This window comes from Sphingomonas rubra, from assembly GCF_900115745.1.
Taxonomy (GTDB): Bacteria; Pseudomonadota; Alphaproteobacteria; order Sphingomonadales; family Sphingomonadaceae; genus Sphingomonas; species Sphingomonas rubra.
Genome location: NZ_FOXP01000005.1, coordinates 126,248 through 144,284, shown reverse-complemented (window position 1 = coordinate 144,284; position 18,037 = coordinate 126,248). Strand labels below are relative to the sequence as shown.

At 70.3% G+C, this 18,037-nt stretch carries 18 protein-coding genes; 14 read left to right on the top strand and 4 right to left on the bottom strand.

What is annotated here, in order from left to right; translation table 11 throughout:
* Positions 1-36 precede the first annotated feature (36 nt).
* From BM145_RS07795 to BM145_RS07785, 3 genes are all read left to right on the top strand, one after another.
* The gene (locus tag BM145_RS07795; RefSeq protein WP_245739173.1) at positions 37-486 is read left to right on the top strand and encodes a nucleoside deaminase; all 450 of its coding nucleotides are present in this window, start codon (positions 37-39) and stop codon (positions 484-486) included.
* A 331-nt stretch (positions 487-817) separates the two neighbouring features.
* Positions 818-1,264 (top strand): DUF983 domain-containing protein, encoded by a 447-nt coding sequence (locus BM145_RS07790; protein ID WP_093333048.1) that lies wholly within the window; start codon positions 818-820, stop codon positions 1,262-1,264.
* A gap of 126 nt (positions 1,265-1,390) precedes the next feature.
* Entirely contained in the window at positions 1,391-1,906 is a 516-nt protein-coding gene (locus BM145_RS07785) for a YciE/YciF ferroxidase family protein (RefSeq protein ID WP_093333047.1), read from the top strand.
* A gap of 48 nt (positions 1,907-1,954) precedes the next feature.
* Here BM145_RS07785 and BM145_RS07780 read toward each other — a convergent pair whose 3' ends face one another.
* Positions 1,955-2,635 (bottom strand): YiaD family glycine zipper/OmpA-like lipoprotein, encoded by a 681-nt coding sequence (locus tag BM145_RS07780; RefSeq protein ID WP_093333045.1) that lies wholly within the window; start codon positions 2,633-2,635, stop codon positions 1,955-1,957.
* 154 nt (positions 2,636-2,789) lie between these two features.
* On the opposite strand from BM145_RS07780, the gene BM145_RS07775 reads away from it, so the two are divergent.
* Positions 2,790-4,088 (top strand): hemolysin family protein, encoded by a 1,299-nt coding sequence (locus tag BM145_RS07775; RefSeq protein WP_093333044.1) that lies wholly within the window; start codon positions 2,790-2,792, stop codon positions 4,086-4,088.
* A gap of 210 nt (positions 4,089-4,298) precedes the next feature.
* On the opposite strand, the gene mnmA is transcribed toward BM145_RS07775, so the two are convergent.
* Complete coding sequence (gene mnmA / locus BM145_RS07770; RefSeq protein WP_093333042.1) at positions 4,299-5,399, bottom strand: tRNA 2-thiouridine(34) synthase MnmA; 1,101 nt, start codon at positions 5,397-5,399, stop codon at positions 4,299-4,301.
* Between the two features lie 135 nt (positions 5,400-5,534).
* Between mnmA and BM145_RS07765 the strand changes: the two genes are divergently transcribed.
* The 3 genes from BM145_RS07765 (at position 5,535) to BM145_RS07755 (ending at position 6,585) form a co-directional block, all read left to right on the top strand.
* The gene (locus BM145_RS07765; RefSeq protein WP_093333041.1) at positions 5,535-5,909 is read left to right on the top strand and encodes a hypothetical protein; all 375 of its coding nucleotides are present in this window, start codon (positions 5,535-5,537) and stop codon (positions 5,907-5,909) included.
* Positions 5,906-6,205 (top strand): CtrA inhibitor SciP, encoded by a 300-nt coding sequence (gene sciP / locus BM145_RS07760; RefSeq protein ID WP_093333039.1) that lies wholly within the window; start codon positions 5,906-5,908, stop codon positions 6,203-6,205. The genes BM145_RS07765 and sciP overlap by 4 nt, the downstream gene beginning before the upstream one ends.
* A 122-nt stretch (positions 6,206-6,327) precedes the next feature.
* Complete coding sequence (locus tag BM145_RS07755) at positions 6,328-6,585, top strand: GlsB/YeaQ/YmgE family stress response membrane protein (RefSeq protein WP_093333038.1); 258 nt, start codon at positions 6,328-6,330, stop codon at positions 6,583-6,585.
* A 61-nt stretch (positions 6,586-6,646) separates the two neighbouring features.
* Here BM145_RS07755 and BM145_RS07750 read toward each other — a convergent pair whose 3' ends face one another.
* Positions 6,647-7,339 (bottom strand): SIMPL domain-containing protein, encoded by a 693-nt coding sequence (locus BM145_RS07750; RefSeq protein WP_093333037.1) that lies wholly within the window; start codon positions 7,337-7,339, stop codon positions 6,647-6,649.
* A 257-nt stretch (positions 7,340-7,596) separates the two neighbouring features.
* On the opposite strand from BM145_RS07750, the gene BM145_RS07745 reads away from it, so the two are divergent.
* From BM145_RS07745 to BM145_RS07715, 7 genes are all read left to right on the top strand, one after another.
* Positions 7,597-8,757, top strand: coding sequence for an efflux RND transporter periplasmic adaptor subunit (locus BM145_RS07745; RefSeq protein ID WP_093333195.1), 1,161 nt, complete (start codon positions 7,597-7,599; stop codon positions 8,755-8,757).
* A gap of 4 nt (positions 8,758-8,761) precedes the next feature.
* Positions 8,762-11,995, top strand: a complete 3,234-nt coding sequence (locus BM145_RS07740; protein WP_093333035.1) for an efflux RND transporter permease subunit — start codon at positions 8,762-8,764, stop codon at positions 11,993-11,995.
* Between the two features lie 153 nt (positions 11,996-12,148).
* Positions 12,149-13,402, top strand: coding sequence for a DUF445 domain-containing protein (locus BM145_RS07735; protein ID WP_245739171.1), 1,254 nt, complete (start codon positions 12,149-12,151; stop codon positions 13,400-13,402).
* 84 nt (positions 13,403-13,486) lie between these two features.
* Positions 13,487-14,581: an ABC transporter permease gene (locus BM145_RS07730; protein WP_093333034.1), complete on the top strand. Its 1,095-nt coding sequence runs from the start codon at positions 13,487-13,489 to the stop codon at positions 14,579-14,581.
* Complete coding sequence (locus BM145_RS07725) at positions 14,581-15,507, top strand: ABC transporter ATP-binding protein (RefSeq protein WP_093333193.1); 927 nt, start codon at positions 14,581-14,583, stop codon at positions 15,505-15,507. The genes BM145_RS07730 and BM145_RS07725 overlap by 1 nt, the downstream gene beginning before the upstream one ends.
* Positions 15,507-16,472, top strand: coding sequence for an MlaD family protein (locus BM145_RS07720; protein WP_093333033.1), 966 nt, complete (start codon positions 15,507-15,509; stop codon positions 16,470-16,472). The genes BM145_RS07725 and BM145_RS07720 overlap by 1 nt, the downstream gene beginning before the upstream one ends.
* Before the next feature lie 8 nt (positions 16,473-16,480).
* Positions 16,481-17,071, top strand: coding sequence for an ABC-type transport auxiliary lipoprotein family protein (locus BM145_RS07715; RefSeq protein WP_093333031.1), 591 nt, complete (start codon positions 16,481-16,483; stop codon positions 17,069-17,071).
* Here the strand turns inward: BM145_RS07715 and BM145_RS07710 are convergent.
* Positions 17,068-17,919 (bottom strand): HpcH/HpaI aldolase/citrate lyase family protein, encoded by an 852-nt coding sequence (locus BM145_RS07710; RefSeq protein WP_093333030.1) that lies wholly within the window; start codon positions 17,917-17,919, stop codon positions 17,068-17,070. The genes BM145_RS07715 and BM145_RS07710 overlap by 4 nt on opposite strands.
* Positions 17,920-18,037 lie beyond the last annotated feature (118 nt).

The window sequence follows — 18,037 nt, the reverse complement described above, 5'->3', positions numbered from 1 at the left end:
CTTGCCGCGCGCCCGCCCGCCGGGCAGGGCGCGCGGATGATCCCGCTGCCCGCGCCCATGGCCCTCGCGCTCGACGCCGCTGCCGCCGCCGCGACGGACGGCGAGGTGCCGGTGGGTGCGGTGGTGATGCGGGGCGCCGAAGTGGTCGCGGTCGCCGGCAATGCGCCGCGCCGCCTGCGCGACCCGACCGCGCATGCCGAGATGCTGGCGATCCGCGCCGCCGCCGCCGCGCTCGGTGCCGAGCGGCTGGAGACGTGCGACCTGTGGGTGACGCTGGAGCCGTGCGCGATGTGCGCGGGCGCGATCGCCCATGCCCGGTTGCGGCGTCTCTACTACGCCGCAGCGGACCTCAAGGGTGGCGCGGTGGAGCACGGCCCGCGGCTGTTCGGCCAGCCGACCTGCCACCATCGGCCGGAGGTCTATGCCGGGATCGGAGAGCGCGAGGCGGCGGAGATGCTGCGCCGCTTCTTCGCGGAACGGCGGTAAGGACGGCGATCTGCTTGACTCGATTGACCCCCAGAACGAAACATGTACGCGCGATCGTTTCCGTTTCTGCGATGGTTGAGAAAGAGCGAGGTTGATCCTGTCCGGCAGTTATAAAGCAGGATGCGCTTGTAGGACAGCGGCGGTGAGTTTCAGACGCGAATGGGCGTCCAATCCTTCTTTGTAAAAGAGGTGGCCTGCCGACAGACATGGAAGAGCGGTGCCGGCCGTGAGGTCGACGATCCCCCCGGTCGGGGAAATCCCTTCGCCATCCCTCGATGCCGGGACAATCGGTCCTATCGACACGTGCCGCGATTGTGCCGAGGAGCGGGGAATGTCCAACCCTCCCTCCTCCTTCGAGTCCGACAAGGACAAATTCCGCTGGATCATGAAGTGCGGCTGGAAGGGACTGTGCCCGCGCTGCGGCGAGGGGCGGATGTTCAAGTCGTGGTTGAAGGTGGCGGATCGCTGCAACGTGTGCGGCCTGGATTATCGCTTCGCCGCGCCGGACGACGGGCCCGCCTTCTTCTCGCTGTGCATCGTGGCGTTCCCGCTCGCCTTCTTCATCGTCTGGCTTCAGGTGGCGTTCGATCCGCCCTGGTGGGTCCATCTGTTCACGTCGCTGCCGGTGATGATCGGCGGCACCCTGCTGCCGCTGCGACCGATCAAGGGGTGGCTGGTCGCCTCGCAATTCGTCAACAAGGCGCAGGAGCATGGGACGCAAGGGCTGTGGTCGCAACTGCACGGCACGGAGAAGGGGCGTGGCGACTTCGACCAGTGAGATTGCAGCGCGGGATGCGGCAATGACCTAATCTGGGTTGGGGTGGCGCAACGCCGCTCTGCGTCGGCCGTTCGACAGGGGGCGCGTGGCGATCCAGGCCGCGGCGCACGGCAACGGAGACACGCCATGGCCCTGTTCGGTACCAGCATCAAATCCCTGGACGACCTGTTCGTCCACACGCTTCGGACCACTTACTACGCCGAGAACCAGATCGTCTCCGCGCTCGCCACCATGTCGGACCAGGCGACGTCGTCCGAGTTGAAGGCGGCGTTCGACCGCCATCGCGCCGAATCGCAGACGCAGGCGGACCGGCTGGAGCGCGTCTTCGCCCTGCACGGCCACGATCCCAAGGAGACGACCTGTCCGGCGTTCGACGGGATCGAGAAGGCGAACGACGCGGTCGCCTCCGACACGGAAAGCGGCCCCGTGCTCGACGCGGCGCTGGCCGGCGGCGCGCAACTGGTCGAGCATTACGAAATCGCGCAATATGGCAAGCTGATCGCCTGGGCAAAGGCGCTCGGCCGCGAGGATTGCGCGTCGGTGCTCGCCGAGACGCTGGACGAGGAAAAGGCGACGGACGAGCGGCTGTCCGCCATCGCCGGCGGCGGCCTCAACCAGGCCGCGGCGCAGGCGGGGGCCTGAAGGCGGAACGGGGCGGACGATCCATCGTCCGCCCCGTTGCAACAGCGATCAGCGCAGGTCGGTGTCGCGGATAGGCACGATCTTGATCTCGACGCGGCGATTGGCGGCGCGGCCGGCGTCGGTGTCATTGGGGGCGATCGGCTGGGTCTCGCCGTAGCCGCGGGTGCCGATGCGGGCGGCCTGGACGCCGTGCGACGACAGATAATCGGCCACCGATACCGCGCGCCGCTCCGACAATTGCTGGTTGTAGGAGTCGCTGCCGGTCGAGTCGGTGTGGCCGTAGACGTCGATATAGGTCTCGCGATACTCGGCCAGCGTGGCGGCGACCTGATCCAGCGTGCGCTGGAACTGCGGCTGCACCTGCGCGCTGTCATAGGCGAAGGTGATACCCGACGGGATGTTGAGTACCAGGTCGTCGCCCTGGCGGATCACCTGCACGTCGGTGCCCGCGGTCCGCTCGCGCAACTGCCGCTCCTGCCGGTCCATATAGGCGCCGACGCCCGCCCCGGCGAGGCCGCCCAGGCCCGCGCCGACGATCTTGGCGGTGCGGTCGTTGCGGCCGCCGACCACGTCGCCGAGCAGGTAACCGCCCAGCACGCCGCCGATGCCGCCGATCGCGGCCTTGGAGATGCGGCGCTCGCCCGTGTTGGGATCGGTGGTGCAGGCGCCGAGCGACAGGGTGCCGAGGGACAGGGCGGCGAGGCTGGCGAGGAGGAGCGGCTTCTTCATGGACGTTTCCCTTGATCGGTACGGACGGGGTTGCTCGGCCGAGAACCGGCTTGGCCGGGCGATTGTTCCGGCCGCGCACTGAACTGCGACCGACGCGCGTGCGATCATCGGTTGCGGCGCGCGGCGAACGCCGCCAAAGGTGGCAGCAACGCCGATGGCCCCGCTTCCTCCCTTTCCCTGGCTCGACCTCGTCGTCATCCTCGCGCTGGTGGCGCTGAACGGGGTGTTCGCGATGAGCGAGCTGGCGATCGTCTCCGCCAGGCGGGCGCGGCTGGAAGGCAAGGCCAAGACCAGCCGGGGGGCGCGCGCCGCGCTGGACCTGGCGGCCGATCCGGGCAAGTTCCTGTCGACCGTGCAGATCGGCATCACGCTGATCGGCGTGCTGACCGGCGCCTATTCGGGTGCGAGCCTGGGCACGCCGACGGCGGCGCGGCTGGCGGCGCTGGGCGTGCCGGCCGAGAGCGCCGAGACGCTGGCGTTCGTGCTGGTGATCGGCCTGACCACCTATGCCTCGCTGATCGTCGGCGAGCTGGTGCCCAAGCAGTTCGCGCTGCGCGCGCCGGAGGCGGTGGCGAGCCTGGTGTCGATCCCGATGCAGTGGCTGGCGCGCGGCACCAAGCCGCTGGTGTGGGTGCTGGATTCGTCCAGCGCGCTGATCTTCCACCTGCTGCGCCTGGATCGTGAGAACGACGATCAGGTGACGGCGGAGGAGCTGCAGATGATCGTGCAGGAGGCGTCGCGATCGGGGGTGATCGAGGAGCATGAGCGATCGATGATCTCCGGCGTGGTCCGGCTGGCCGACCGGCCGGTGCGCGAGATCATGACGCCGCGCACCGAGATCGACTGGCTGGACTGCACCGCCGACGACGACACGCTGCGCACGCGGCTGGCGGCGACGCTGCATACCCGGTTGCCGGTGGGCGAGGGATCGATCGACCGCATCCGCGGCGTGGTGCAGGCGCGCGACATCGCCGCGGCGCTGCTGCGCGGCGAGCGGCTCGACATCGCGGCGCTGATGCGCAAGGCGCCGGTGGTGATCGACCGGCTCGACGCGCCCGACGCGCTGCTGGCGCTGCGCGGGGCGGAAGTGCCGATGGCGCTGATCCACGACGAGTACGGCCATTTCGAGGGGATCGTGACGCCCGCCGACCTGCTGGCGGCGATCGGCGGCGCCTTTGCTTCCGACGCGGACCCGGACGAGGCGCCCGACGTGGTGACGCGCGACGACGGCTCGCTGCTGGTCGCGGGCACCATGCCCGCCGACGTGCTGGCCGAGCGGCTGGAGATCGAGCTGCCCGAGGACCGCGACTATGCGACGGTGGCGGGGCTGGCGCTGTCGGTGCTGAAGCGGCTGCCGGCGGAGGGCGAGAGCTTCGTCGAGCAGGGCTGGCGCTTCGAGATCGTCGACCTGGACGGGCGGCGGATCGACAAGTTGCTGGTGAGCGTGGCGTAGGCGGGCTGCTCGTTGGGGTGTGTGTGGCACCCCTGATGAGATCGGCGATCGTGGCGACTGCACATATCTGTACCCCGGCGAAGGCCGGGGCCCAGATGGGATAGCGGTCGTGATCTGCCACCATCGTCTCCCCCCTGGGCCCCGGCCTCCGCCGGGGAACAAGAGGTGGGTAGCGGCGGAACGACGGAGTAACCTTGTCGGGGCAAGGCGCTACGCCGCCAGCGCCGCCGCCTCCGTCGCGGCGATCCAGCCGCCGCCGAGCACGCGGTCGTCGGCATAGAGCACTGCCGCCTGGCCGGGGGCGACGCCGTATTCGGGGTGGTCGAACAGCAGCCGGTCGCCGTCTAGCCGCGCGGGGACCGGCTTGGCCATGGAGCGGACCTTGGCGGTCAGCGGCCCACGGTGGTCGCCGCCGATCCAGTTGATCCCCTCCAGCAGCGCCGCGTCGACCGCGAGGGCGCGGCGCGGGCCGACGACGACGCGGCGGGTGTCGGCCTCCAGCCGCACGACGTAGAGCGGCTCGGGCGTGCCGCCGATCTCCAGCCCGCGGCGCTGGCCGACGGTGAAATGGATCAGGCCGCGGTGGCGGCCGAGGGGGCGGCCGGCGAGGTCGACGATCTCGCCGGCGGTGTCGGCGTCGGGGCGCAGGCGGCGGACCAGGCCGGCATAGTCGCCGTCGGGGACGAAGCAGATGTCCTGGCTGTCGGGCTTGGCGGCGACCAGCAGGCCGTGCTCGGCCGCCAGTTCGCGGACGCGCGCCTTGGGCAGGCTGCCGAGCGGAAAGCGGCAGTAATCGAGCTGTCCTTGCGTGGTGGCGAACAGGAAATAGCTCTGGTCGCGCGCGGGGTCGGCGCCGCGGTGGAGTTCGGCGCCGGTGGGCCCTTCGACGCGGCGGACATAGTGGCCGGTCGCCAGACAATCGGCGCCCAGCTCGCGCGACAGGCGCAGCAGGTCGGTGAATTTCGGGCCGGTGTTGCACTGGACGCAGGGGATCGGCGTGCGGCCGGCAAGATACTCGTCGGCGAAGCGGTCGACGACGCTCGCTCGGAAGGCGCTCTCGTGGTCGACGACGTAGTGGGCGATGCCGAGCCGGTCGCACACCGCGCGCGCGTCGCGGATGTCGCGGCCCGCGCAGCAGGCGCCGGGGCGGCTGGTCGCCTCGCCATGGTCGTAGAGCTGGAGGGTGACGCCGATCACTTCCGCGCCCGTGCGCACCGCCAGCGCGGCGACGACCGAACTGTCGACGCCGCCCGACATCGCCACCACGATGCGCCGGCTGCGGGCGTCGTTCAGCTGGAAGTCGATCTCCATCCGCGCGCCATAGCGCCCGCCATGATGATTGTCCCATGCCGAGACGAGGGGCGGCGAAACTCTGTTCAGCGGCTTTACCCCGCCTTCACCTCCCGCCCGGTAAGGCGGCATTCCGTAACGTTCGCGAGGCGTGGCTTGGACCTGAGCTTTCCCCATTTCGACCGCGCCACCGAGCTGGTGGCCTGGCCCGGCGATCTCGCCGCGCTGCTGGTCGGCGTGGCGGCGCGGCAGGGGGCGAGCGCGACCGCGATCGTGCAGGCGGGCCTGCCCGTGGGTGACGGGCAGGTGTTGGGGCAGACCTCGTTCCATCCCGCCGTGGCCGCGTTGCTGCGCGCCTGGGTGGCGGAAATGGCGGCGAGGGAGGTCGCGGCCGATGCGGAAATGGGCGCGGGGGCGAACGTGAACGACCCGTTTACCGCGGCGGGTCAGGGCATGTTCAATGCCTTGTGCCAGAATGGGGACGTCGACGAAATCAAGCCGGGGACGGGAGCCCCGATCGAGGAACAATGATCGAGAACCAGAAAATCCGACCCGCCAAGGTCATCGGCCCGCTCGGCGAGTCGCTGACCATCGACACGCTGCCGCCGCCGGGTACCACCCGCTGGGTGGTGCGTCGCAAGGCGGAGGTGGTCGCCGCGGTGAACGGCGGGCTTCTGTCGATCGACGAGGTGTGCGAGCGATACGGCCTGACGGTGGAGGAGTTCGCCGGCTGGCAGCGCGCCATCGACCGGTCGGGCATGCCCGGGCTGCGCGTCACGCGCATCCAGCACTACCGCGATCTATACGACCGCCAGGGGAAATACTGATCCAGGCGAAGTATTGCTGCTGACTTGGGTCAAGAACGGATCGCAGCCGGAACAATAAAGAAAGGGACGGGTTCTTCCGCTACGGCCGGGCCGACCGGCACGGGTTTCAACGGAGGGACGACATGGGCATCATTATTTGGCTGATTATCGGCGGCGTTATCGGCTGGCTCGCCAGCATCATCATGCGCACCGATGCGCAGCAGGGTATTTTCCTCAACATCGTCGTCGGCATCGTCGGCGCGTTCATCGGCGGCCTGGTCATCTCGGGCGGTTCGATCAACAACGCGCCGCTGACGCTTACCTCGTTCCTGGTGTCGCTGCTGGGTGCGGTGATCCTGCTGGCGATCGTCAACCTGGTGCGTCGCGGTCGCGTGCGCTGATCGCGCGCCACGGTACCGAGTAAGGAAGGGCCGTCCGGGCGACCGGGCGGCCTTTTTTACGTCACCGATCGAGCAGGAAGCGGACTTGGAGCGTGGCGGTGATGTCCTTTTCCCCCGCCGCGATCGCGGTCGGCGCGCGGGCGGAGTCCGCGGCCATGGCGCGGGCGTAGAGCACCGGCGGGCGATCCGGTCCGCCCGCGTCCTGCCCGGCTTCCGCGATCGACACGATGCGCGACACGCGCAGGCCGGCGGCGCGGGCGTAAAGTTCGGCGCGGGCGCGGGCGCGCTTCACCGCGTCCGTACGTGCCTCGTCCAGTGCGGCGTCGGGTTCGCTTACCGACAGGTCGGGCCCCTCGATCTGGTTGGCGCCCTGCGCGACCAGCGCGTCGAGCACCGCGCCCGATCTGGCCACGTCGCGGAAGCGGACGGAGACGCTGTTGGTCGCCTGGTAGCCGGTGATCGCCGGCGGCTGACCGTCGGCATAACGATATTGCGGCTGGAGCGAGACGCTGGCGGTGGCGACGTCGCGCGATGCCACGCCGGCGCGGCGCAGGGCCGCCAGCACGCGCTCCATCGCCTTGGCGTTGTCGGCGATCGCCTGCGCGGCGGTGGGCGCCTGCGAGACCACGCCGGCGCGAATCGTGGCGAGATCGGGCACCCGTGTCGTCCGCCCCTCCGCCACCACGTCGAGCAGCGCGCCGCTGGCGGGGATCGACGGGACCAGCGAGCCGGCCGCCGAATCGGACGACGCCATCGTGGATGTTGTTTGTGCCGCAGCCGGCCCGGTGGCGAGAACGGCAGCGAGAATGGTGGCGGGGACGACGAACTGGCGCATGTCTGGGCGGCTCCCATGGTTGGACCGGCGATTGCTTGGCGGGTTTCCGCTCAACCGGCGATGAACGGGACGGTTGCGGCGCGCTCCGGTCGCGCGCATGAACCGTCGGGCGCTTGCGAGCGGTGCACTATTCGGCTAATACAGCTCGGAGAGGGCCGGCGGGGACGATGGCGGACATGAACTACGAGACGGGCTCTTTCACGCAGGATCGACTGGACGGGCCGGCAGCACCCGCGTCGACGCGGCGGCGCTGGATCATCGCGGCGATCGTGCTGCTGGCGATCGCCGCCGGTGCCTGGGCGATCTGGGGCCGGGGCGGCAAGGAAGCGGAGGCGGCGCCCACGCCGTCGGCACCCGCGGTGTCGGTGGTGGTGCCGGGCCGCTCCACCGTGGATCGCACCATTGCGGCGACGGGCACGATCGCGGCGCGCCGCGACCTGCCGGTCGGCGTGGCGGGCGAGGGCGGGATGATTACCCGCGTGCTGGTCGAGCCGGGCCAGTGGGTGCGCGCCGGCCAGGTGCTCGCCACCGTCGACCGGTCGGTGCAGACGCAGACGGCCGCCTCGCTCGCCGCGCAGGTCCAGGTGGCGCGTGCCGACCTGACGCTGGCGCAGGCCGAGCTCGACCGTGCGGCACAGTTGGTCGATCGCGGCTTCATCTCCAAGGCGGACCTGCAGCGGCGCACCGCCACGCGCGACGCGGCGGCGGCGCGGGTCAAGGTGGCGAGTGCCAATGCGGGCGAGGCGCGCGCGCGCAACGGCCGGCTCGACATCCGCGCGCCGGCCGAGGGGCTGATCCTGGCGCGCGCGGCCGAGCCGGGGCAGATCGTCGGCGCAGGATCGGGCACGCTGTTCCGCATGGCAATGGGCGGGCAGCTGGAGATGCGAGCGCAGCTGTCGGAAAGCGACCTCGCCGGGCTCCACACGGGCGCGCGGGCGACGGTGACGCCGGTCGGCCAGTCGCAGAGCTTCGCCGGCCAGGTGTGGCAGGTGTCGCCGGTGATCGACCAGCAGACCCGGCAGGGGATCGCGCGCATCGCGCTCCGCTACGACCCGGCGCTGCGCCCCGGCGGCTTCGCGGCGGCGCAGATCGTCGGCGGCGTCAGCCAGGTGCCGCTGCTGCCCGATTCGGCGATCCAGAGCGACGAACAGGGCAGCTTCGTCTACGTGGTGGGCAAGGACAACAAGATCGCGCGGCGCGGCGTGACGCTCGGCCAGGTGTCGGACGCGGGCGTCGCCATCACGCAAGGGTTGAACGGGACCGAGCGGGTGGTCCGCTCGGCCGGTGGCTTCCTCAGCCCCGGCCAGCAGATCAAGCCGGTCCGGGCGAAGGCGTGATCCCATGAGCTTCCGCAACATCTCCGCCTGGGCGATCCGCAATCCGGTGCCGCCCATCGTGCTGTTCCTGGCGCTGACGATCGCGGGCATCGTCAGCTTCATGCGGATGGACGTGAACCGCGACCCGGATATCGACTTCCCGATCGCGGTGGTCGTCATCAGCCAGCCGGGCGCCGCGCCGACGGAGATGGAGACGCAGGTCACCCGCCGCGTCGAGGCAGCGGTGCGCGGGCTGACCGGCGTCGACGAGATCAACTCCACCGTGACCGAGGGTCAGTCGCAGACGGTCGTGCAGATGGACATCGGCACGCCGATCGACCGGACGGTGAACGACCTGCGCGACGCGATCGCGCAGATCCGCGGCGACCTGCCCGACGGCATCCTGGAGCCGCAGGTGTTCCGCGACAGCACCAGCGGCAACGACATCGCCAGCTTCGCCGCGATCACCACCGACATGACGGTGGAGCAGCTGTCCTGGTACATCGACGACACGGTGGCGAAAGAGCTGTTGTCGGTGCCCGGCATGGCGGCGGTCAACCGCAACGGCGGCGTCAGCCGCGAGATCCGCGTGATCCTCGACCCCGTCAAGTTGCAGGCGCAGGGGCTGACCGCGAGCCAGGTCAACCAGCAGCTGCGCGCGGTGAACCTGAACGCGGCGGGCGGGCGTGCCGAGATCGCCGGGTCGGAGCAGTCGATCCGTGTGCTGGGCAACGCGGCCGACGCCAATGCGCTGGGGCAGCAGCAGATCTCGGTCGGCGGCGGCCGGACGATCCAGCTCAACGATATCGCCCAGGTCCGCGACAGCTTCGCCGAGCAGCGCAGCCGCGCCGCGGTCGACGGGCGCCAGGCAGTGACCTTCGACTTCCAGCGCACCAAGGGCGCGTCCGACGTGACGGTCTATCACGCCGCGGTCGACAAGCTGCGCGAGCTGGAGAAGCGCAACCCCTCCGTGAAGTTCGTGCAGCGCTGGACCAGCACCGAGTATACCGAGGAGCAATATACCAGCGCGATCCACGCGATGATCGAGGGCGCGATCCTGGCCGTCATCGTCGTGTTCCTGTTCCTGCGCGACTGGCGCGCGACCGCGATCTCCGCGCTCGCCATCCCGTTGTCGGCGATCCCCGCCTTCTTCTTCATGGACCTGATGGGGTTCACGCTGAACGGCATGACGCTGCTCGCGCTCAGCCTGGTCGCGGGCGTGCTGGTCGACGACGCGATCGTGGAGATCGAGAACATCGTCCGCCACATGCGCATGGGCAAGAACGCGTATCAGGCATCGATCGACGCCGCCGACGAGATCGGTCTCGCCGTGCTCGCCACCACCATGTCGATCGTCGCGGTGTTCCTGCCGGTCGCGCTGATGCCGGGCATCGCGGGGCAGTTCTTCGTCAATTTCGGCATGACCGTGGTCGTGTCGGTGCTGATGAGCCTCGCAGTCGCGCGCCTCATCACGCCGATGATCGCGGCGTATTTCCTGAAATCCTTCGGCCATGCCAGCCACGGCGAGGGCAAGGGCATGGACGTGTACATGGCGGCGCTGCGCTGGACGCTGGACACGGGGCGGACGATGCGCTGGCGTGCCGCGGGCGGCACCCGTCGCTGGTTCGCGTGGCTCGTCGACCACCGCGTATGGGTGAGCGGCATCGGCGCCCTGACCTTCGTCGCCACCATCGCGATGTTCTTCGTGCTGCCGTCGCAGTTCCAGCCGACCCGCGACGACGACAGCGCCAACGCGCAGATCGAGATGGTGCCGGGCACCACGCTGGCCCAGACCGAGGCGGTGGTGAACCGCGTCGCGGCGATCCTGCGCGAGCAGCCCGAGGTGGAGAACGTCTACGCGCGCACCCGCGTCGGCAGCGGCAACGTCACCGCGACGCTCAAGGAGGACCGCGACGTCACCTCCACCGAGTTCGAGCGCAAGCTGTCGCCCGAGCTCCAGGCGATCCCCGACGCGCGCGTATCGTTCCGCTCGCAGTTCGGCTGGGGATCGGGCGGCCGCGACGTGACGGTGACGCTGGGCGGCAGCGACCCGGCGCTGCTCCAGCAGACCGCCGACAGGATCGTCGCGGAAATGTCGACGCTGCGCCAGGTCACCGCGCCGCGCGTGTCGGGCGGGCTGCAACGGCCGGAGATCGTGGTGCGTCCGCGCGTCGACCTCGCCGCCAATCTGGGCGTGACGACGCAGGCGCTGTCCAGCGCGATCCGCATCGCGACGCTGGGCGACATCGACCAGAATTCGGCGCGCTTCTCGCTGTCGGACCGGCAGATCCCGATCCGCGTCGCGCTCGACCAGTCGGCGCGTGCGCGGTTGTCGACGATCCAGAACCTGCCGGTGCAGACGCAGAACGGCGGATCGGTGCCGCTGAGCCTGGTCGCGGACATCGCGCTCGGTTCCGGTCCGACCAAGATCGACCGGGTCAACCAGCAGCGCCAGATCACGCTGGGCGCAGACCTGGCCCCCGGCACCAACCTGTCCGACGCGCAGAAGGCGGTGCACGCGCTGCCGTCGATGAAGAACATGCCGATCGGCGTCGCCGAGCTGCAACTCGGCCAGAACAAGTGGCAGGGCGAGATGATCGCCAACTTCATCATGGCGGTGATCGCGGGCACGTTCTTGGTTTTCGCCGTGTTGGTGCTGCTCTATCGCCGGGTGCTGCCGCCGTTCGTCAACATGGGTTCGCTGCTGCTGGCGCCGCTCGGCGGGCTGCTGGCGCTGTGGGTGGCGGGGCAGCCGATCTCCATGCCGGTCTATATCGGGCTGCTGATGCTGCTCGGCATCGTCGCCAAGAACTCGATCCTGTTGATCGATTTCGCGCTGGAGGAGATGGCCAAGGGCGTCGACACGCTGTCGGCGATCCTGGACGCCGGGCACAAGCGCGCGCAGCCGATCGTGATGACCACGGTGGCGATGATCGCGGGCATGATCCCGACCGCCATCTCGATCTCCGGCGACTCGTCCAGCCGTGCGCCGATGAGCATCGTGGTGATCGGCGGCCTGGCCGTCTCCACGGTGCTGACGCTGCTGATCGTGCCGGCGACGTTCAGCCTGGCGGTCGGCATCGAGCGCTGGGCGGGCCCGCGGCTCGGCCGGCGGCTGCTCACCTACCGGCCCGGCGACGACGGCAGCGACGTGGTCGGCCCCATCGAGCTGAGCGGGGCCGGGCCGGGCGGCGCCCGGCTGGGCGCGCCGTCGGGCAAGCTCGGCTATCGCGAGGACGGGCCGCACGCGGCGGAATGAGGGGGCGTCATGCCGGGCTAGTCCCGGCATCCAAGGGCTTGGCGCTGACCTGCCCGGCGCCGACCTGCTTGGCTCTGGATGCCGGGACGAGCCCGGCATGACGCTGAGCACGCAGCTCGGCAACCATCGCCTTCCGCGCGCATTGTTTCGCCGATGAACCGAACACCCGCGCTCGACCTGCCGCCGCCCGGCCTCGTCCGCATGCGGCTGGTCGCGACCGTGCTGCTGGTGCTGATGGCGGCGACGTTCCTGGTCAGCCGTCAGCTCGTCGCCGCACATCCCGGCTGGGGCTTCGTGCGCGCCTTCGCGGAGGCGGCGATGGTCGGCGGCCTGGCCGACTGGTTCGCGGTCACCGCGCTGTTCCGTCGCCCGCTCGGCCTGCCGATCCCGCACACCGCCATCGTGCCCAACAACAAGGACCGGATCGGCGACCAGCTCGCCCAGTTCCTCCGCGACAATTTCCTGATCCCGCGCGTGGTGGCACGGCGGATGCGGCGGGTCGACGTGGCGGGGGCGGTGGCGCGCTGGCTGACCGATCCGCCGGAGGGCGCGGGCGGGCAGTTCCGGCAAGGCGCCTCCAAGCTGGCGGCACAGGTGCTGGAGGCGCTCGACCCGGCGCGGCTCGGCGGCATGGTCAAGGCGGCGGTCGCGGCACGGTTGACCGAGACGCAGGTCGCGCCGATCGCCGGCCGATTGCTGCGCGCCGCCATGGCGGAGGGGCGGCACAAGCCCGTGCTCGACGCGGCGATCCGCTGGGCCGCCGACGCGATCTCCAGCAACGACACGACGATCCGCCAGATGGTTCACGACCGCGCCGGCGCGATCCTGCGCTGGACCGGGCTGGACGAGACGGTGTCGAACAAGCTGATCGGCGGGCTGGAGGGGCTGCTGGCCGAGATGGCGGACGATCCCGACCATCCCTTGCGCGTCCGCGCCGAGGAGACTCTGGACCGGATCGCCTGGGCGTTGCAGCACGACCCGGCGATGCAGGAGCGGGTCGAGGCGGTGAAGGCGGAACTGCTCGCCAATCCGGCCGTGGCCGAGTGGCTGGGCGGCCTGTGGGAACAGGCGCGCGGGGCGCTGCTCGGCATCGCGCGCGATCCCGAGCGGGCGATGCGCGGTCGGCTGGGCGAGGTGCTGCGCCAGTTGGGCGAGACGCTGCGTGCCGAGCGGCTGGCGACGACGGTGAATCGGTTCGCGCGGCGCGCGGCGGTGTCGATCGCGGCGGATTACGGCGACGCGATCGTCCGGCTGGTGTCGGAAACGGTGCGCAGCTGGGACGTGCGCACGATCACCGGCCGGCTGGAGAATGCGGTGGGCCGCGATCTTCAGTATATCCGCGTCAACGGCACGCTGGTCGGCGGGCTGGTCGGTCTGCTGATCCACCTGGTCGACGTGCTGCTCTGAACGGCGGGGCGCGATCGTGAAACGGTTCGTCGCGGGCGGCAATCGGCTTGCCGAGGGCGATGCTTTCCCCCAAGGAAGGGCCCGATGAGCGATTCCGCCGAATTCCGGGAGGACCAGGGGACGGTCCGTTTCTCCGGCGACCTGTCGCTGGCGAGGCTGGGTACGCTGCCCGAGCGGCTGGAACGCGTCGGCCGGGTGGACCGGGTCGACCTCTCTGACATCGACCGGATCGACACCGTCGGTGCCTGGGTCGTCCACCGTTTCGCGGCGCGCCACGACGCGCCGGTCGAGGGATTGAGCGAGGACGGGCAGCACCTGTTCGATCAGGTGGTGGACTCGGACAAGCCGGTGGTGCTGCGGCCCAAGGCACAGAGCGGTTTCGGGCGCGTGCTGGGCGAGATCGGCGACGCGGTGGTGCTGACCGGGCGTACGCTGACGGGCTTGGTCGGCTTCATGGGCGCGACGACGATCGCGTTGGGCGCGGTGATCCGCCACCCGCGCCGTTTCCGCTTCAACGCGGTGGTGCACGAGTTCGAGACGGTGGGGGTCGCCGCGCTCGGCATCCTCGGGCTGATGGGCTTCCTGATCGGCATGGTGATCGCGCAGCAGGGCGCGGTGCAGCTGCGCCAGTTCGGCGCGGAGGTGTTCACGATCAACCTGGTCGGGCGGCTGACGCTGCGCGAACTGGGCGTGCTGATGACCGCGATCATGGTCGCCGGCCGCTCCGGCTCGGCCTTCGCGGCGCAGATCGGCACCATGAAGCTGACCGAGGAGATCGACGCGATGCGCACGATCGGCGTGTCGCCGATGGAGGCGCTGGTGCTGCCGCGCACGATGGCGGCGGTGATCCTGATGCCGCTGCTCGGCTTCTTCACCTCCATGGTGGCGCTGGTCGGCGGCGGTTTGCTGTCGTGGGTGACGCTGGAGATCCCGCCCGTCACCTTCATCGCCCGCATTCGCGAGGTGGTGCCGATCACCGACCTGTATATCGGCCTCATCAAGGCGCCGGTGTTCGGCGCGATCATCGCCATCGCCGGCTGCTTCCAGGGCATGCAGGTGGAGGCGGACGCGGAGCAGGTCGGCCTGCGCACTACCTCCGCGGTGGTACAGGGCATTTTCCTGGTGATCGTGCTCGACGCCTTTTTCGCGGTGTTCTTCTCGTGGATTGGCTGGAACTGATGGCGCGCGGGCAGAACGATCGGGGCGACGACATCATCGTCGACGTGGAGGGGCTGCGCAACAGCTTCGGCACATCGGTGATCCACGAAGGGCTAGACCTCCAGGTACGCCGCGGCGAGATCCTGGGCGTGGTCGGCGGGTCGGGCACGGGCAAGTCGGTGCTGATGCGCTCGATCATCGGCCTGCAGACGCCGGACGCGGGCGAGATCACCGTCTTCGGCGAGCCCACCGTCGGCCGCGACGAGACCGAGGCGACGGCGATCCGCAAACGCTGGGGCGTGCTGTTCCAGGGCGGGGCGCTGTTCTCGACGCTGACGGTGGCGGAGAACGTGCAGGTTCCCTTGCGCGAATTCTACCGCGAACTGCCGCAGTCGCTGCTCGACGAGATCGCCGCCTACAAGGTGGTGATGACGGGCCTGCCCGCGGACGCCGGTCCCAAATATCCAGCCGAATTGTCGGGCGGCATGAAGAAGCGCGCCGGCCTGGCCCGCGCGCTGGCGATGGACCCGGAATTGCTGTTCCTGGACGAGCCGACCGCGGGGCTGGACCCGATCGGCGCGGCGGCGTTCGACGGGCTGATCCAGTCGCTCCAGCGGACGCTGGGACTGACGGTGTTCCTCATCACCCACGACCTCGATACGCTGTACGCGATCTGCGACCGGGTGGCGGTGCTCGCCGACAAGAAGGTCATCGCGATCGGCACGATCGACGAGCTGAAGGCGACCGACCATCCCTGGATCCACGAATATTTCGAGGGGCCACGCGGCCGCGCCGCGGCGACGGGGCAGGAATTGCTGTCCGCGGACCATGACGCCGACGCGCACCCGACCGAGGTGAGAGAGAAGCAGACCGAGCAGCCGTCGCAGGGCGGCGTGTCGGACAACGCGGCAAGGGGAACCGCGCAAGAGGGTACGAGGAAGAACTGATGGAAACCCGTTCGAACCACGTCCTGGTCGGCGCCGTCGTGCTGATCCTGCTCGCCGCGGTGGCGCTGTTCACCGTGTGGATCGCCCGCCTGGGCGGCGCGCAGGAGAAGGAATACGACATCTTCTTCCGACAGTCGGTCGACGGCCTTGCGCGCGGATCGGCGGTGGTCTTCTCCGGCGTGCCGTCGGGGCAGGTGAAGTCGATCCAGCTCTGGCCCAACGACCCGCAGTTCGTGCGCGTGCGCATCAGCGTTAACGACGAGACGCCGGTGCTGCAGGGCACCACCGCGTCGATCTCCGGCGTCGGCTTCACCGGCGTCAGCCAGGTGTCGCTGGAGGGCGCGCGCAAGGACGCGCAGCCGATCGCCTGTCCAGATCAGCCGAACCCGCAGGACTGCCCCTACGGCGTGCCGGTGATCCCCACCAAGCAGGGCGGCCTGGGCGCGATCCTCAACTCCGCACCGCAACTGCTGGAGCGGCTGTCGACGCTGACCGAGCGACTGACCGGGCTGCTGACCGACCGCAACCAGGCGTCGATCGCCGGCATCCTGGAGAACACCAACCGGCTGACCGACGCGCTCGCCGATCGCGGGCCGGAGATCGCCGCGACGCTGGCGCAGACGCGCGTCGCCATCCAGCAGGCCGGCAACGCCGCACAGCAGATCGGCGAACTGGCGGCGACCACCAATGGCGTGCTCGCCGACGACATCCAGCCGACGATCCGCAACCTCAACGGCGCCATCGCCTCCGCGCAGAAATCCGCCGAGACGCTCAACGCCGCGATCGGCGACGCGCGACCCGGCCTCCAGACCTTTTCGCGCCAGACCATTCCGGAGGCGAACCGGCTGGTGCGCGACCTGCGCACCTCGGCGGCGGCGCTGTCGTCGATCGCGGAGAAGGTCGACCAGCGCGGCGCCAGCTCGCTGATCGGGTCGCAGAAGCTGCCGGACTACAAGGGTAAGTGAGAGACACCATGAACAAGCTCGCCCTCCCCACCCTCCTCGCCGCGTCGCTGACGCTCGCCGGTTGCATCAGTTTCGGTGCGGAGCCGCCCGATACGTTGCTGACGCTGACCAGCACGGCGCAGCTGCCGGCGGGTCAGCAGCAGGATTCCAGCCTTGCCAAGTCGCTGGTGGTGACGGTGCCGGTCACCTCCGCCGCGCTCGCCGTGCCGCGGGTGCCGGTGCAGACGAGCCCGACCGGCCTCGCTTATGTCAAGGACGCGCAATGGTCCGAGCCGCCGGCGCGGCTGTTCGCGCGGCTGGTGTCCGACACCGTCGCGGCGCGCACGGGTCGGGTGGTCGTGAGCCAGGTGCAGGCGGTGGGCGAGGCCAATGACCAGTTGGACGGCGAGCTGCGCAATTTCGGCCTGGATGCGACGACGCGCGAGGCGGTGGTGACGTTCGACGCGGCGCTGACCCGGTCGGGCCAGAAGGATATCGAGAAGCGTCGTTTCGAGGCGCGCGTGCCGGTCGCCGCGATCGACGCGGCATCGACCGGGCCGGCGCTCAACCAGGCGGCGAACCAGGTGGCGGCGCAGGTCGCCGACTGGATCGGCCGCTAGGCCGGATCGGCGAGCGCGACGATCCGTTCCGCCTCCGCGAGGTGGAGCCGTTCCACCATCGCGCCGTCCAGTTTCGCGGCGCCGCGCCTCGCATTGGCGGGATCGGCGAACAGCGCGATGACGCGGGTGGCCCAATCATGCTCCGCCGGCGTCGGACCGAAGGCGGCGTTGGCGGCATCGATCTGCGCGGGGTGGATCAGCGTCTTGCCGTCGAACCCCCAGCCACGCCCCTGATCGCACTCGGCGCGTAGCCGCTCCGGATCGTCGATCGCGTTGAGGACGCCGTCGAGCGCCACCATGCCGCCGGCGCGGGCCGCCGCGACGATCTGCGCCAATGCGGGAAGCAGCGGGCCGCGATCGGAGCCCGGCCGGCAGCGCAGGTCGAGCGCGAGGTCGTTGGTGCCCGCGACCAGCGCGGCGAGGCCGAAGTCGCCCGTGGCGGCGATGGCGGGCAGGGCGAGGAGGGCGGCGGCGGTCTCGATCATCGCCCAGAGCGGGATGTCGTCGCCGAGTGCCGCACGCGCGTCGGCGACCATGCGGGCGCCGGCGAGTTTGGGGAGCAGGACGGCATCGGGTGCGACCTCGACCTGGCGCAGCGCGGCGAGGTCGGCGGCGCCGGCGGGCGTGTCGATCGCGTTGACGCGGATCACCAGCTCGCGCGGGCCGAAGCCGCCCTCCGCCACCGCGGCGAGGGCGGCGCCGCGCGCGTCGTCCTTCATCTCGGGGGCGACCGCGTCTTCGAGGTCGAGGATGACGACGTCGCAGGGGAGGGTGCGCGCCTTGCTGATGGCGCGAGGGTTGGAGGCGGGCATGAACAGGGCGCTGCGGCGTCGGCGATAGGTGGGCATAAGCGGGTTCTACGAGGTGGTCGGGTGGATTTGAAGCGGTCGCGCCGCGGCGATCAGATGGGCCGCGCGTGCATCCGCTTCGTCGTGCCGGGTGCGTTCCGGGGTTCCACGCCGGAGG

Excerpts from the sequence above, each read along its gene's own strand:
- BM145_RS07795 (WP_245739173.1), top strand. The coding sequence starts at position 37 with ATGATCCCGCTGCCCGCGCCCATGGCCCTCGCGCTCGACGCCGCTGCC.
- BM145_RS07790 (WP_093333048.1), top strand. The coding sequence starts at position 818 with ATGTCCAACCCTCCCTCCTCCTTCGAGTCCGACAAGGACAAATTCCGC.
- BM145_RS07785 (WP_093333047.1), top strand. The coding sequence starts at position 1,391 with ATGGCCCTGTTCGGTACCAGCATCAAATCCCTGGACGACCTGTTCGTC.
- BM145_RS07780 (WP_093333045.1), bottom strand. The coding sequence starts at position 2,635 with ATGAAGAAGCCGCTCCTCCTCGCCAGCCTCGCCGCCCTGTCCCTCGGC.
- BM145_RS07775 (WP_093333044.1), top strand. The coding sequence starts at position 2,790 with ATGGCCCCGCTTCCTCCCTTTCCCTGGCTCGACCTCGTCGTCATCCTC.
- mnmA (WP_093333042.1), bottom strand. The coding sequence starts at position 5,399 with ATGGAGATCGACTTCCAGCTGAACGACGCCCGCAGCCGGCGCATCGTG.
- sciP (WP_093333039.1), top strand. The coding sequence starts at position 5,906 with ATGATCGAGAACCAGAAAATCCGACCCGCCAAGGTCATCGGCCCGCTC.
- BM145_RS07755 (WP_093333038.1), top strand. The coding sequence starts at position 6,328 with ATGGGCATCATTATTTGGCTGATTATCGGCGGCGTTATCGGCTGGCTC.
- BM145_RS07750 (WP_093333037.1), bottom strand. The coding sequence starts at position 7,339 with ATGGCGTCGTCCGATTCGGCGGCCGGCTCGCTGGTCCCGTCGATCCCC.
- BM145_RS07745 (WP_093333195.1), top strand. The coding sequence starts at position 7,597 with ATGAACTACGAGACGGGCTCTTTCACGCAGGATCGACTGGACGGGCCG.
- BM145_RS07740 (WP_093333035.1), top strand. The coding sequence starts at position 8,762 with ATGAGCTTCCGCAACATCTCCGCCTGGGCGATCCGCAATCCGGTGCCG.
- BM145_RS07735 (WP_245739171.1), top strand. The coding sequence starts at position 12,149 with ATGAACCGAACACCCGCGCTCGACCTGCCGCCGCCCGGCCTCGTCCGC.
- BM145_RS07730 (WP_093333034.1), top strand. The coding sequence starts at position 13,487 with ATGAGCGATTCCGCCGAATTCCGGGAGGACCAGGGGACGGTCCGTTTC.
- BM145_RS07725 (WP_093333193.1), top strand. The coding sequence starts at position 14,581 with ATGGCGCGCGGGCAGAACGATCGGGGCGACGACATCATCGTCGACGTG.
- BM145_RS07720 (WP_093333033.1), top strand. The coding sequence starts at position 15,507 with ATGGAAACCCGTTCGAACCACGTCCTGGTCGGCGCCGTCGTGCTGATC.
- BM145_RS07715 (WP_093333031.1), top strand. The coding sequence starts at position 16,481 with ATGAACAAGCTCGCCCTCCCCACCCTCCTCGCCGCGTCGCTGACGCTC.
- BM145_RS07710 (WP_093333030.1), bottom strand. The coding sequence starts at position 17,919 with ATGCCCACCTATCGCCGACGCCGCAGCGCCCTGTTCATGCCCGCCTCC.